The organism is Bacillus sp. Marseille-Q3570 (assembly GCF_946151055.1).
GTDB lineage: Bacteria > Bacillota > Bacilli > Bacillales > Fictibacillaceae > Pseudalkalibacillus.
Window position 1 is genome coordinate 309,185 of sequence record NZ_CAMGYZ010000002.1, and the last position, 14,576, is coordinate 323,760.

General features: G+C 42.1%; 13 protein-coding genes and 1 other annotated feature. Of the genes, 7 read left to right on the forward strand and 6 right to left on the reverse strand.

Going from position 1 to position 14,576, the window contains the following annotated elements; all coding sequences use genetic code 11:
- Positions 1 to 48 precede the first annotated feature (48 nt).
- Complete coding sequence (locus N8M93_RS04810; protein WP_261130048.1) at positions 49 to 1,404, forward strand: DUF2254 domain-containing protein; 1,356 nt, start codon at positions 49 to 51, stop codon at positions 1,402 to 1,404.
- A 190-nt stretch (positions 1,405 to 1,594) separates the two neighbouring features.
- Positions 1,595 to 2,926, forward strand: coding sequence for a DUF2254 domain-containing protein (locus N8M93_RS04815; protein WP_261130049.1), 1,332 nt, complete (start codon positions 1,595 to 1,597; stop codon positions 2,924 to 2,926).
- A gap of 366 nt (positions 2,927 to 3,292) precedes the next feature.
- Here N8M93_RS04815 and N8M93_RS04820 read toward each other — a convergent pair whose 3' ends face one another.
- A complete protein-coding gene (locus tag N8M93_RS04820; RefSeq protein ID WP_261130051.1) occupies positions 3,293 to 3,901 on the reverse strand; it encodes a peroxiredoxin in 609 nt (202 codons plus the stop codon).
- A 159-nt stretch (positions 3,902 to 4,060) separates the two neighbouring features.
- Positions 4,061 to 4,284: a binding site (T-box leader), on the forward strand.
- Between the two features lie 225 nt (positions 4,285 to 4,509).
- Here N8M93_RS04820 and proS point away from each other — a divergent pair.
- A complete protein-coding gene (proS, locus tag N8M93_RS04825) occupies positions 4,510 to 5,940 on the forward strand; it encodes a proline--tRNA ligase (RefSeq protein ID WP_261130053.1) in 1,431 nt (476 codons plus the stop codon).
- A 182-nt stretch (positions 5,941 to 6,122) separates the two neighbouring features.
- Here the strand turns inward: proS and N8M93_RS04830 are convergent, their stop codons facing one another.
- The 5 genes from N8M93_RS04830 to N8M93_RS04850 form a co-directional block, all read right to left on the reverse strand.
- A complete protein-coding gene (locus N8M93_RS04830; protein ID WP_221568186.1) occupies positions 6,123 to 6,281 on the reverse strand; it encodes a hypothetical protein in 159 nt (52 codons plus the stop codon).
- A gap of 127 nt (positions 6,282 to 6,408) precedes the next feature.
- Positions 6,409 to 7,701: a M48 family metallopeptidase gene (locus tag N8M93_RS04835; RefSeq protein WP_261130055.1), complete on the reverse strand. Its 1,293-nt coding sequence runs from the start codon at positions 7,699 to 7,701 to the stop codon at positions 6,409 to 6,411.
- Between the two features lie 217 nt (positions 7,702 to 7,918).
- The gene (gene fhuF, locus N8M93_RS04840) at positions 7,919 to 8,707 is read right to left on the reverse strand and encodes a siderophore-iron reductase FhuF (protein ID WP_261130056.1); all 789 of its coding nucleotides are present in this window, start codon (positions 8,705 to 8,707) and stop codon (positions 7,919 to 7,921) included.
- Complete coding sequence (locus N8M93_RS04845) at positions 8,682 to 9,500, reverse strand: ABC transporter ATP-binding protein (protein WP_261130058.1); 819 nt, start codon at positions 9,498 to 9,500, stop codon at positions 8,682 to 8,684. Before N8M93_RS04845 ends, fhuF begins: the two co-directional genes overlap by 26 nt.
- A gap of 162 nt (positions 9,501 to 9,662) precedes the next feature.
- Positions 9,663 to 10,511 carry an HAD family hydrolase gene (locus tag N8M93_RS04850; protein ID WP_261130060.1) on the reverse strand — a complete coding sequence of 283 codons (849 nt, stop codon included), beginning with the start codon at positions 10,509 to 10,511 and terminating at the stop codon, positions 9,663 to 9,665.
- Positions 10,512 to 10,697: 186 nt separating this feature from the next.
- Here N8M93_RS04850 and N8M93_RS04855 point away from each other — a divergent pair, with 186 nt between their 5' ends.
- The 4 genes from N8M93_RS04855 to phnE (N8M93_RS04870) all read left to right on the forward strand — a co-directional run bounded on the left by N8M93_RS04855 (position 10,698) and on the right by phnE (N8M93_RS04870) (position 14,221).
- Positions 10,698 to 11,606, forward strand: coding sequence for a phosphate/phosphite/phosphonate ABC transporter substrate-binding protein (locus N8M93_RS04855; protein ID WP_261130061.1), 909 nt, complete (start codon positions 10,698 to 10,700; stop codon positions 11,604 to 11,606).
- A gap of 203 nt (positions 11,607 to 11,809) precedes the next feature.
- Positions 11,810 to 12,598 carry a phosphonate ABC transporter ATP-binding protein gene (gene phnC / locus N8M93_RS04860; protein WP_261130062.1) on the forward strand — a complete coding sequence of 263 codons (789 nt, stop codon included), beginning with the start codon at positions 11,810 to 11,812 and terminating at the stop codon, positions 12,596 to 12,598.
- On the forward strand, positions 12,582 to 13,421 hold the full coding sequence (gene phnE, locus N8M93_RS04865; RefSeq protein WP_261130063.1) for a phosphonate ABC transporter, permease protein PhnE: 840 nt from the start codon (positions 12,582 to 12,584) through the stop codon (positions 13,419 to 13,421). The genes phnC and phnE (N8M93_RS04865) overlap by 17 nt, the downstream gene beginning before the upstream one ends.
- Positions 13,421 to 14,221 carry a phosphonate ABC transporter, permease protein PhnE gene (phnE, locus tag N8M93_RS04870; protein WP_261130064.1) on the forward strand — a complete coding sequence of 267 codons (801 nt, stop codon included), beginning with the start codon at positions 13,421 to 13,423 and terminating at the stop codon, positions 14,219 to 14,221. The genes phnE (N8M93_RS04865) and phnE (N8M93_RS04870) overlap by 1 nt, the downstream gene beginning before the upstream one ends.
- Positions 14,222 to 14,576: the final 355 nt, after the last annotated feature.

Genomic DNA, 14,576 nt, shown 5'->3' on the forward strand with positions numbered 1-14,576 from the left:
GGTTGGTGCTTCTTCTTTTTGGATATAAATAGGAGTAACGAAAGAAGGATGAAGCAAATGAAACTTAATGACTATTGGCTTAAATTCAGACATAGCTTCTGGTTCTTACCTATCTTCTATGGTGTCCTAGCGCTTTTCATGGCGATGTTGAGCATGTATCTGGAAGAATCGGTCCCTACGAAATCAATCGCAAAATATGTGCCGAACGCCTTGATGACCGATGTCAAGCTCGGACAAACCATTTTGAATGCGATTGCTGTATCGGTACTAACCATGACGACCATCACATTCTCCTCGATCATGGTCGTGTTGACTACATATTCATCCCAGTTCTCTCCAAGGACACTACAGGATTTCATTAGTGATGTCGTTACACAACGGGTCTTAGGTGTTTTTACTGGGGGGTTCATCTACTCTTTGCTTTTATTGCTTTTTCTAAAGGATCTCAGTGATAAGAAGCTATTCCTTGGTCCAGGTATTGCCGTCATTTGGGCGATTGTTTGCCTTGGCTTCTTCGTCTTTTTCATCCACCATGTGGCAACATGGACGCAGGTCAACAATCTGATCGACAAGATTACGACTCGGACACAAGAAACGATCCGCAACAGCTTCCACTTAGGGGTCGATCAGACACAATCAAAGCAGATATCCGTAAAAGAAAACATCAATGAACTTGAAAATAAGCGTAAGATTACCATCAATGCTCCGACCTCAGGCTATTTGCAAATGATCAAACTAGGACCAATATTGGAAAAGGCAACAGAAAACGATGAGATCCTCAAGGTAGAACGCAGGATCGGCGATTATGTCTTTAAAGATACACCTCTGTATTCCTTTATTGATACGGATTCTATAACGAAAGAAGCTGAAACACGATATGAAGAATGCTTTTTGATCGGTACTGAAAGAAATACGGTTCAGGATGTTGAATTTGGTATTCAAAAATTGGTTGAGATTGCACTTCGAGCTATTTCACCAGGTATTAACGATCCACATACGGCGATCAATTCTATCAATCGGATCGGAACGATTTTATCTGAATTGGGAGAAATCATGTTTCCGAAGCCATATTATTACGATGAAGATAACAATTTAAGGGTGATTCTGGATATCCAATCTTATCGGGAATTGCTCTACAAAGCGTTTTATCAGCTTCGTCATTATGGTCGAGAAGATGTCTCAGTGTGTGCATCAACTATATCCGTACTCCATGGAATTGTTGAACGGAATATCCTTGATCGTTCGCTCCATAAAATCGTCTGGGATTTTGCTGTCTATTTTATTGAAGGAATTGAAACAGATGTATTGTTAGAATGGGATAAACAGTTCATCAATGAAAAAATCATGCGCCTTGCAAAAACCATCGGACGCGAAAAAGAATATAAGCAAGTCAAATTGGATTAAGAAGTGTAGATTTACACCTATTCACTTCCCTTCCCGCAGGTAAACGAAAAGAGGAAGCGACTCGTTTAGTCACGTAGGTCAGTGAATCGCTGCGAGTTCTTGCATGGCTCGCCTTTTCCTGCTTCTCGCCTTTCATAAAATTCTTATATTGAGAAAGAATAGGAGAGATGAGTTGTGAGGTGAGCGGAAGGTGTATTTAAAGAATTCATTACATAAGGTCCATCAAAGCTTTTGGTATCTCCCTGCATTTTATAGTGTGATTGCTGTATTGCTTGCCTATCTATCCGTAGAAGTGGATTTTTGGATGGATTTGAGACAGCTCCATATGCGTTTTCCAGGCTTCATGATCACTGATCGCAATACCACCCAATTGATTTTAAGCGCATTAGCGACTTCGATCCTTACGATGACAGCCATCACATTTTCATCAATCATGGTACTTTTATCTACCTATCTAGCGCAATATTCGCCTCGTACACTCGATAACTTTTTGAGTGATATGGTGACACGAAGAGTGTTGGGGATTTTCATCGGATCATTTTTGTATTTCGTCCTTGTCCTGCTATGGATGAACATTTCAGATCAACAGAGCTTTTTAGTGATCCCTTCGTTGTCTGTTTTCTTATCCGCATTATGTCTTGGATTTTTCGTCTATTTCATCCATCATGTCGGTACTTGGATTCAGGTCAACAACCTCATCCAGGATATCACAGATAATTGTATTTCCATTTTATCATCCCATAAAGATGACAGGTCCGATCTGGTTTCATCTACCTCCTCCCCCTGGTCAAGCTGGGAAAACGAAGAATACAAAACAAAGGAATGCCGAACAGCATCCTCTGAATTCTCAGGCTATCTTCAATTCATCGATTTGGACAAGATGGTGGAACTGGCAACAAGGGATGATATACTCATCCGTTTCGAAAAGAACATTGGAGACTATGTAGATGAAGGTACGATCCTTTTTTCTTATTGGTCTTTGGATGATCGTTCGTTTAATATAGAGGATTATTTGCAAAATATACGCGTTGGTACGCAAAGAACCACGGAGCAAGATATCGAATATGGTATTCAGAAGCTGACAGAGATCGCGCTACGTGCCATTTCACCAGCCGTCAATGACCCTTACACAGCCATCACCTGTATACAGAGACTCGGAAAAATCCTCTCTAGACTGGCTCAAACATCTCTGGAGGAACCTTATATCTATGACAGTGAAAAAAACCTGCGTGTCATCCTGAACACAGGTGAATTTTCACAGGTCCTGTATAAAAGTTTCTACCAGATCCGCCATTATGGGAAACAGGATGTCTCTGTCATTGGTGCAATCTTCGAAGCGTTGACATTGATTGCAGAAAAAAGCGCTGTACCTATGAAGGATTCGATTTGGGAGTTTGCAAAAGCGATTGTCGAAGGAATCGATCGCTCCGCCCTCATCCACCTCGATTTCAAATACTTGAACTATAAACTCGATGTATTAGCGCGACACACCGGCCACCAGAAGGAGAAACAGCTTTTGTAAATCATCCAAGAACCATACGTTTGTGATAACCATCTGTAATGTTTTTTATCTTATCATCATCAAAGGTCAATTCAAAACCTCACTGGCTGCGGAGTGAGGCAGACTCTCTTCCCATTTTCCTGGCCGAAGAGGAGAGACGAATCCTGAAGGGATTTGTTCATTTTCTGTTTTAATCTCATTCGTATAAATCGTAACCCGTATTATCTTATTAAAAATCGAATGCGGATATAAATACTTTCTTCAAATGTTAAAAAAATCGAATTCTTCATCAGGCTATTATATTCACGCATATCCCCAACACCATCTTTATAATGAGTTTACTTGTATAGATTCGACTATCGGATGGATTTTCCTCGAGATGAATCATCAGCCTCCTTTCAACTGCTGTTCAAGTTGATCCATGTTTACAGGACCCATGATCTTGTTTTTTACGAGGCCGTCCGGGTCGATGATGAAAGTTGTCGGTATGACAATGATCTGATACGCTTGCCCGACCATTCCTTCTGTATCAAGCGGAACCTGAAAAGGGATTTCGAATTCTTTTGCGAACATCGCCACCTGCTCCACATTTTCTTCCTCGGAACTGAGGTTCACTGCAAGGATCACAACCTCTTCATTTTCATGAAGATGGTGAAAATTGATCAATTCGGGTATTTCTTTTTTACAATACGTACACCATGTCGTCCAGAAATTGAGGATCACTGTTTTTCCGCGATAATCCGATAAAGAGACTTCTTCCCCATCAAGATTCTGCAATGTGAAATCCGGTGCTTCCTTGCCGATTTCAGCAATAGCAGACTGGACATTTGCAACTTCCACCGATTCAGGATTTCCGCTGTTTCTATTGGATTGTTCAGCTTTGATATGTTCCACAGTTTGTTTCGACTGTTCAGCTGTATCCGGGATTCTCCATGCCATTAAGCCCAGGAATACGATCACACCAACTAAAATGGTAAACTGTAGCCGTCGTTGCATTTATCTCACCCCTACAAAGTGCCTTACTATACTATAAGTAGGAATCAGTAAAAAAATGAACAAGCATTGAAAATTTCTTATATTTTTTATTAAATGTGGATAACCTGTATATTACTTCTTGACAAAAATAGTCAACCGGATTATATTACTTTCAAACAACCTGAAACAATGACGAGGATCAGTAAAGTGAAACATGCCTTTTCTAGAGAGGAAACCATCTGCTGAAAGGTTTCCATCGGCCAGCACTTGAACCTGCCTCTGAGTTCTGTATCGAAATCGACTAAGATACAGCGGATAAACAATCCGTTATCAACATCGAGTGTATATTGCACTTCATTGTGCGTTATGAATTAGGGTGGTACCGCCAAGTCTTGGTCCCTTCTGGGGTCAAGGCTTTTTGTTATGGAGATGATTTACACTTCAGGTCTAAGCACATTCTTATAGGAAAAGCGAACATTCAAGCTCCAGCAGCCACGTTTAAGGTCTCCTGTGTCCGCTAATGAGTAAATGAACTTGGTTTCAGCAAGAACAAGCGGTAAATCTTGCAGAAGTAAGCTAATGCATGGAAAACCAACATTACATTTTTGAAAAAATAAGAGGTGATCGAAATGGGAAAAGGATTTGTCCAAGATGTTACTGCGATGGAGGAAGATTTTGCGCAATGGTATACAGATGTCGTGAAGAAAGCGGATCTGATCGACTATTCAAGTGTCCGTGGTTCGATGATCATCCGTCCTTACGGGTATGCGCTATGGGAAAATATCAAAAACGAACTTGACCGTATGATTAAAGATACCGGCCACGAAAACGTCTATATGCCTTTGTTCATACCAGAAAGCCTCCTGAATAAAGAGAAGGATCATATCGAGGGATTTGCACCTGAAGTTGCATGGGTCACTCATGGGGGTGAAGAAGAGCTTACTGAACGGCTTTGTGTCCGTCCAACTTCAGAGATACTGTTTTGCGAGCATTATAAAAATATCATCCATTCCTACCGTGACCTGCCAAAGCTCTATAATCAATGGGCGAATGTCGTCCGCTGGGAAAAAACGACACGGCCATTCTTGCGTACGTTGGAATTTTTATGGCAAGAGGGTCACACATGTCATGCCGATGCTGAGGATGCCCAAGCGGAAACGACGAGAATGCTGAATGTATATGCTGAGCTCTGTGAAGACATCCTTGCTATTCCGGTTTTAAAAGGGAAGAAAACAGAGAAGGAAAAGTTCGCAGGGGCAGATTTCACTTATACGATCGAGAGTCTCATGCATGATGGAAAGGCGCTTCAGTCTGGGACTTCCCACTATCTTGGCGATGGATTTGCAAAAGCTTTCGGCATTCAATACTCCGACCAAAACGGTGACCTTCAACATGTCCACCAAACGTCGTGGGGGCTTACAACACGTATCATCGGGGCATTGATCATGGTACATGGGGACAACCGTGGGCTCGTGATTCCACCGAAAGTTGCGCCTACCCAGGTGATGATCGTGCCGATTGCCCAGCATAAAGAAGGTGTGCTCGATTTTGCTTATGAGCTGAAAAAACACCTCTCTGCTGCTGCACGCGTAGATATCGATGCGAGTGACAAAAAGCCTGGTTGGAAGTTCAACGAATACGAAATGAAAGGCATTCCGGTCCGTTTAGAGGTCGGACCTAAAGATATCGAAAAAGAACAGGTCGTTTTGGTGAGACGGGATACTGGAGAAAAGCAATTCGTCCCTCTGAAGGATCTTGATATGACGATTGAAAATCTTCTTGCTGATATTCAAAAGAATCTTTTTGAAAAAGCAAAGGCATTACGAGCTGAAAGAACATATACCGCTTTAAGCTTTGATGAGTTCAAAACGACACTCAATGATCAACCTGGATTTATCAAAGCGATGTGGTGCGGCGAAACCGCCTGTGAAGAAAAGATTAAAGAGCAAACGGGCGCAACATCACGATGCATCCCGTTCGAGCAAGAGGCGTTATCGGACAGCTGCTTCTGCTGCGAGAAAGAAGCGAAGCAAATGGTTTACTGGGCAAAAGCGTATTAGATCAATCCAGTAGAATTTGTTTAAATCACCGATACCTTTCGATTTTGCACCTATATAATTCAACTTTGCACCGTTATTTTTTGGATTTGCACCGATAACTTTTGGATTTGCACCGATAAATAATATTTTATAATCCCAAATAAAAGGCACTCACCGGAGGAGTGCCTTTCCCTATGTTCATTCTAAAACATCGGCAAAATATAATTAATGAGGAAATATAGGATTCCGAAAAAGATGATAAGATATGCTGCGTACTTGATGAATGTTGAAGCTACCATACTGGAATCCTTTTTCTTTTCTACTTTCCTTTCACGTACATCCAAATCATCATGACGATCCATGGGGATCACTCCTCTCAACATTTTGACTCAAGTCTAAAGGTCAATATAAGTTGTTACAGAGTGTTTACCCCTCTTTTTTCCGATGGAAACATTACAGGTTTTGGCTATCATTCCCTGATATTCTGGGCTACTTTTTCTCTTTTTCAGATTCATTATTGATCGGATCCGTCCGTTCCCAATTATCGAGGAAAGTGATCCGCTCGAGCATTGTCGGATGCCCATATAAGAAAAATTTGACCAGTAGGGGCGGATGGACTTCACTCAAACCAGACACCGCAAGTTGTTGGAAGGAACCGACGGCAGCCTCTGGATCCTGTGTCATCTCAATCGCATATTCATCTGCAGACCGTTCCGCTTGCCGGGAGACTGCATTTTCCACAGGGCTCGCTGCGAACGATAACACTGAGAACACCAGTAACAACGCTGGAAGCGCAGCAACATCTGTAGGTTTTTTAACCCCCCATTGTTCTCCCCATCGCTTGATCATTGCCGCATACAACTTCGAACCAATCCACAACCCGAAGAAAGTGGCAGCGATCGAGCCAATCAAATTCCAGAAGAGATGATGTTTAACGAAATGCCCCATTTCATGCGCCATGACGAAAAGCACTTCTTTATCGCTCAAGTTCTTAAGGGTCGTATCCCATAGGACTATTCGTAAATTAGAGCCGATACCATTGACATAGGCGTTCAATGCATTCGTTTTTTCCGACATGTTCACTTCATAGACACGATCCGCTGTAATATCCGCTCGATCAGCCAGCGCAAGGATCTTCTCTTCAAGCACCTTGTCTTCTAAACGATAGAAATCGTTATACAATGGGTCGATCCAGATCGGCTGGATGAAGTAGATGAACAACGTGAACGGGATCGACAACAACCATCCATAGAACCACCAACGCTTTTCAGACTTTTTCATCAGCCAATACAGTGCCTGCACAATCACGAACAAGAACAATGCATTGATCCAAAAAGAAATGATGTTATCCTTCATCCAACCCGAAAATGGCTGAACGGAAATGTCATAATCGAGTGATACCGTGTAACTGTAGTAATCGATCGGAAAGCTTAAGACAAAAGCGATCAGCGACAATAGTACGACGTAAATTGCATTATGGATGATTGGGAATCTCGTAACTTCAATTGCTCGATTACGGAACCATTTGGATAATCCGATCCCAAGGACGGCAAGATAGATCATCCATTCAAACGGTACCGATAAGAAATACAGCCATTGCTTGATTCGTGAAAAATCATGGCTTAATTCCAATTGCCGCTCATTCATGAATACAGATGGATCTGCTGCTGTTCCTTGATATTGGACTGGAATGGATGTATCCGCACCTATGAATAAATACCACGATATGAACGTGGCATACACTATGAAAGCTGCTCCAATCCAAATTGTCTTTTTCTTCATTCCTCCACCCCTCCTATGTCTGTCCATTATTAGTGTAATAGAAGTTGTCCCCGTTTAGAACTATTGATGTGTGTGTTTTCATGTTAATTTATGGATGATGAGGATGCTTTGCTTGGAGGAGTATCGTGAATATCGATTGTGCCTGACTTAATAAAAAAAGACCTGTCCGCACATCTGTAGGATCGATGTCGTGAACTGGCCTTCGGTACCTGATGATTCATTCAGTTGGTTTCGGATCTTTCGTATATCCAGATAAGCACCTTGGACAGTTTTTACAAAAGATACGCTCTGGATTCACCTCATAGTACAAACAGCATGTTTTACGTACCCTCACAGGAGGATCGCTCTTCAGCAACGTCTGTTTAGCATGTCTGAATTTCTTTAAAGGGTTTTCGTTTAAACCAAAACATCCGGCTGGTGCTTCAAGAATCATATCTAGATCTTCGGCAATCCGTTCTGCAGAAACGAGATCCGGATGGTTCAAAAAGCTTGTTTCATACAACCAAAAAAGATAAACAGCAGTGTTTTCCCAGAGGATTGGAGAAGGAATGGAAGTCAATTCTGTCAAACGTCCCCACACTGGAGTAAGGTGATCCCGAAAGATCGTTTCAAGACCTATGTAAAGCTCTTGCTCTCTATGAATACCGATATCTCTGGTATTGGTATCATGTAAATAAAGTACTGGCCGCATCATCCCGTGTTCCGAATCAGGCTGAACCCTGCAATTATCAGGTCGGACATCAAGTAATTGGTTGAACATTGTCAGACTTGAGAAAAACGGTGCAGTCAAAAGAAAGGCGTATTTTTTGGAAAATTGAGATGCCGTCACTCGGTTGTTCGGTGCACCTAATAACTCCCTAATCTCGTCCAAAAACTTCTCGGTTTTTGAGACGGTGAATAAATCCTCTGATGAAAACGATTGTACATCAGAGGAATATTCACTGGCTAATCGATAATTCTCTTCAAGGAAAATGAGCTGCTTAGGCGTTAGCGTATCGAATATCATTAGCTACCTTCCTACCCTTCCCGCAAGGAATACAAAGCGGTGAACCGAACATCGGGTCACATGATATTTGCGCCTGCAAGCCGAACACATCATGGACCATCTTCGTCGTAACGATCTGTTCAGGGGCTCCTTGGGCATAAATACCTTTATTGTGGACAGCCACGATGTGATCTGCATACCGGCATGCGAGATTCAAGTCATGAAGGACCATTACGATCGTCCGTTGTTCCATTTGGTTCAAATCATAAAGCAGATCCAGCACTTCAATTTGATGGGCAAGATCCAGATAGGTTGTCGGTTCATCAAGCAAAATCGTCTCCGTATTTTGTGCCAGGGACATCGCAATCCATGCGCGTTGCCGCTGTCCTCCTGATAAAGAATCGACAGGACGATCCTGAAGCTCCAGGAGATGGGTCGCCTCTAGAGCTGAGTTGACAGCTTCTTCATCCTTCTTTGTCCATTGTTGAAGCCAGTTTTGATATGGATATCTCCCTTGCTTCACAAGTTGGATGACCGTCAGTCCTTCGGGTGTTACAGGTGACTGAGGAAGAATTGCAAGCTCTCTTGCCACTTTTTTAGTGGAAGATTTATGGATGTCTCTCCCATTGATGATGATATTTCCGGATTTTGGTTTCAACAGTCTTGCCAATGCTTTAAGCAGTGTCGATTTACCAGAACCATTGCTACCGATCAATACTGTGATTTTACCTTTGGGTACTTTAAAATCCAGATTCTCGATGATTGGTGTTTCTTGATAGGATAATGTAACCTTTTTGGTTTCAAGAGAGTACATGAACTTCTCCCCTTCGCTTAATTAATCAGTCCGTACGATATAACCTACTTTCAAGTTTATTTTAAATGAGAATCTTTGTCAATGAATTTGAGAATCATTATCACCTGAACTCTAATAAAAAGCTCATCCGAAATGTATTAAAATTCGAACGAGCCCATGCTATCATTCCATTTCGTCAACAGCTTCGAAAACATCCGCCAAGCTTGTGACGACTTTCAGATTGTCGTGTTCCAGCTCGATTCCAGTCGGCTGGATATAGATTGTTTTCAGACCTAACAATAATGCAGGCGCGATCTCATTAATCAGATTGTCTCCGATTGAAACTGTCTGCTCTGCTTTGACCTCGTATTTCTTCATCAAATCCTGGAAGATTTTTTTCGTCTGCACAGGTTTCTGGGCCAAAGGAATGATTTCAGGAAAAAGGTCATCCAGTTCAAGCTCGTTAAGTAACCGTTCAACATCATCCTTCTCACTGTTCGTGACAAGGACGATTTCAGCCTCTTCCTTCAGCTTTTGTAAGCCTTCTTTCAAACCGGGAGTCTTCGTTAGCTGGAACTCATCTGTCACCATGAAATCCTTCGTCTTTGTATAACAATGGTATGTTTCCTCAATCGATACGCCATAATGTCTTGCTGCAGAATATGGGAGCCACCATCCATCCCCTATTGCGATCATCTTTTCAAAATCAAAAGCCAATTCTCGATTATATGTACGAGTAACGTCTTCACTAGCCCATTCCGATCCATCCCAATTTTGAACATGGGTCACTTTCAACGTCAATGGATCAAGTGTAAGGATCGCGTCATGCTCCACATCATAGGCTTTTCCTATTCCAACCGCGTGATTTCCGCTCTTCATATTCTGATAGTCGTTCATGAATTCTTCTTGATCACCTTTTGCGACTTTCTCTTTCAAAAGTGAAGCATAATGATCGAAGTGATCAGTATCTTCATATAAGGTGCCGTCCAGGTCGAAAATTATCAGCTTGCAATCCGGATAAAACTGTTTCATTTAACATCCCTCACCAAAAAATTTAATCGATCTCTCAACTCCTTGTTATTATAATGGTTCTCTAAATCTATCGCAAAACCATTATGTAAAAGTAGTGCAAAATTTGTAAATTTATATGGAAAAAATTGCAGAATTATAGGATAATTGAGGTGTTGTCAATTTAAACATATTTAGGGGGAAATAGGAATGAAAAAGGTTTTTGCACTATTGTTTGCTGCTCTATTAGTGATCGGGCTGACAGCATGCGGCACAAGCAGTGATTCTGGTTCTACCGGTAAAGACGGGGAAGTGAAAAAATTAGTCATGGGATTCGTTCCATCACAGGATTCTGATGAAATCGCTGACACTGTCGAGCCTCTTGCCGATAAACTTGGTGAAGAGCTTGGTGTTGAAGTTGAAGGTAAAGTCATGACTAGTTACTCAGCACTTGTAGAAGCAATGGGAAGCAACCAAGTTCAAATCGGTTTCTTACCTGCTTTCGGTTACGTTTTAGCAAATGATAAACATGGTGTTGAAGTCATCCTTAAGTCAGAGCGTTTCGGAAGCGGTACATACAAAGCACAATACGTTGTTCGCGCTGATTCTGGGATTGAATCACTTGAAGACATGGAAGGAAAGACATGGGCGATTCCTGACTTGACATCTACTAGTGGATTCTTGTTCCCGGCAGCTCAAATCATGGACGAATTCGGTGTTGAAGATGTCCAATCAGGCTTCTTCAGCAACACAGTTGAAGCTGGTGGACATGATAACGCGATCATCTCAGTGTATGAAGGGGATGCTGATGTAGCTACTACATTTGATGACGCTCGTACTACCGTCGAAGAAGATTATCCAGATGTCATGGACAAGCTTAAAGTCGTTGGATACACTGATGAAATACCAAATGACACGATTTCTGTGACAAAAGAACTTTCTGACGAGTGGCAAAAGAAAATCAAAGACACATTCCTATCATTCAATGAAGATGAAAAAATGATTGAAATCATGAACGAAGTATACAGCTGGGATGCGATCATCGAAGCTGAAGACAGTGAATATGATGTTGTCCGCAGCACTTACGAGAAGTTCAAGGATTCAATTTCCATCGACTGATAATACGTTCAATTCTTCCGGGGGAAGCTTGGCTTCTCCCTTTTTTTCACTTGAAGAAATTATAAGGACAACTATGATCGAAACCATTTTTATTCCTTTAAATACATAAAGTCCTGCCTGTCTTATGAAAAACAAAAAGAGTACTGATTCTTCCTCTCTAACTACGAAACAATCAGACTCTGTTCACGATAAGGGGAGTTAGTATGATTGAAATGAAGGATGTATCCCTTGTCTACCCTAACGGTACACAAGGCTTGAAAAATATCAATGTGAAGATCAATGAAGGTGAATTCGTCGTCATCGTCGGTCTATCCGGTGCTGGGAAATCAACCTTCATCCGAAGCGTAAACAGACTCGTCACACCGACTGAAGGTCAATTGATCGTTGATGATGAAGATATCTTGAAGTATAAAGGAAAAGATCTTCGTAAGCTTCGTACAAAAGTAGGGATGATCTTCCAGAATTACAACCTGGTCAAACGTTCTACAGTCATGAAAAATGTCATTTCCGGTCGTCTAGGACACACCGGAACTCTAAAGAGTATCCTCAACCTTTATCCAAAAGAGGATATGGCACTTGCCTATGAAAGCCTGAAGCGTGTCAATATCGAAGAGAAGCTATATTCACGAGCGGACCAGTTGAGTGGCGGACAGCAACAGCGCGTTTCCATCGCGCGTGTCCTGACGCAACAACCTTCTGTCGTACTAGCCGATGAACCTGTCGCTAGTCTTGATCCTCCTACTTCCCATCAAGTAATGAAGTACTTGAAGAAGATCAATCGCGAGGATAACATCACTACAATCGTCAACCTTCACTTTATTGATATGGCGATGGAATATGCTGATCGTATCATTGGTATGCGTGCCGGAGAAATTGTATTTGATGGGCCTGCTAGTGAAGTGAATGAAAAGACATTCGAAGAAATCTACGGCAGACCAATCAAGGAAGATGATATTCGAGGGGGCACCGAAGAGAATGTCGAAACCCCTTAATACGAAGCAAACGCCTAATCGTATCGTCAGTACCGATCAAGTACCTGCTAGTCTCGTATCGAAAAATGCCAAAATACGCATGAACATTATTTTACTCGTGGTACTTGGTCTATACATTCTCAGTTCAGTGATGACCAATTCATCGGTGCTTCGTTTCAATTCGGAGTTTTTCCTGAATGTGTGGAATATGGTTGTCCAGCTGTTCCCACCTAACTGGAGTTATGCCGGGGTTGTTGTCGATAAGCTGCTGGAAACGATCAAAATGGCACTTATCGCAACGACGATCGCTGGAATACTATGTGTACCTTTCAGTCTTTTGGCAGCAAGCAATATCGTACAGAACAAGTATCTGTATAACTTTATCAAGATGTTTTTGAATATCATGCGTACGATTCCAGAATTGATACTAGCAGTTGTATTCGTTGGTTTATTCGGAATCGGGGTTTTCGGTGGTATCCTTGCCCTGATCATCTTCTCACTCGGTATCCTTGCGAAGTTGATCAGTGAAACGATTGAAGCGATCGATATGAATCCATTAGAAGCGATCCGTGCCTCGGGTGGAAATACACTCCAGGTCATCTGGTATGCAGTAGTGCCTCAAGTATTACCTCAATTCGTTTCGTTCACGTTGTATGTATTTGAAATCAATGTACGTGCTTCGGTGGTCCTAGGTTTCGTAGGTGCCGGCGGAATCGGTTTGATCCTTCAACAGCAGCTGAACTTTTTAAGTTATCAGAATGTGAGTACAATCATTGTTATTACGTTCGTAGTTGTTGTCATCATCGACTACATCAGTAATAAATTAAGGGGGCGTCTCGTGTAATGAACATCACTGTACCTCCTAAACCACAAAAGAGTGGTTTCAAAACTTTTCGAAACATTGGAATCGGCATTGTTATGCTCGTTATCTATATTTGGGCATTCGCTACAATCGAAATCCCTTGGGGCAGGATTTTCAGCGAACGGACAATTGCAAACTTCGATCGTGTCATTCCAAAATTGTTCAGCCCTGATTTCACGTTTGCATCAAGAGTTTTTGAATATATGATGGAAACCCTATTCATTGCTTTTACAGGCTCCTTCATGGCAGCAATCCTTGCTGTACCGTTCGGCTTTTTCGCAGCTTCGAACATCAACCGTAATCCATTTTTGAATACATTAGGTAAATGGATCCTGAATGCTGACAGGACTTTTCCCGAGATCCTGCTCGCCTTGATCTTCGTCGTCGCAATCGGACCTGGTGCATTTGCTGGTGTACTAGCAATCGCGATCCACTCGGTCGGTATGCTTGGAAAGCTTTATTCTGAAGTCGTCGAATCCATTGATATGAATGTAGTCGAAGCGATGGAAGCTAACGGTGCGAATAAGATCCAGATCTTTTTTTACGGAATCATGCCTCAGGTCATACCTGAGTTCTTATCTTATGCCATCTATCGATTCGAAATCGATGTCCGTGCATCAACTGTTCTTGGAATCATCGGCGCAGGTGGTATTGGAACACTGCTGGTCATCTCCTCCCGTAACCGGAACTGGGATGAGGTCGGGATGATCTTGCTTGTCATCATCATCTTCGTCAGTATCATCGACTATATCAGTACGTATATCCGTAAACGCATCGTTTAAAGAAAGCTTGGCAAAGGCATAACTTTGGCGCAGGCTGAGCTTTAGCTCCTCGAAAAACAATTGCTTTTACCTTCGTGCGGTGTATTGCTTCCGAAGCCGCCAGCTTGTGCACTTATATTGAAGAAAGTATTTTATACTTTCTTTAAATGTAAAGGAAACCCATCGCTTGGCAGCGATGGGTTTTTACTGTTATATCGTGGGATTATAGTGTAATTTTACACCTTTGGCCGAATTATACTGAAAAGTGGCCGGATTATGCTTCAAACCCGCCGGATTCCATACAAAACCGGCCGGATTAAGGGGCATTTCCGCCGGATTACACTCCGAATCGGCCGGATTGCTTAACATTCAAATC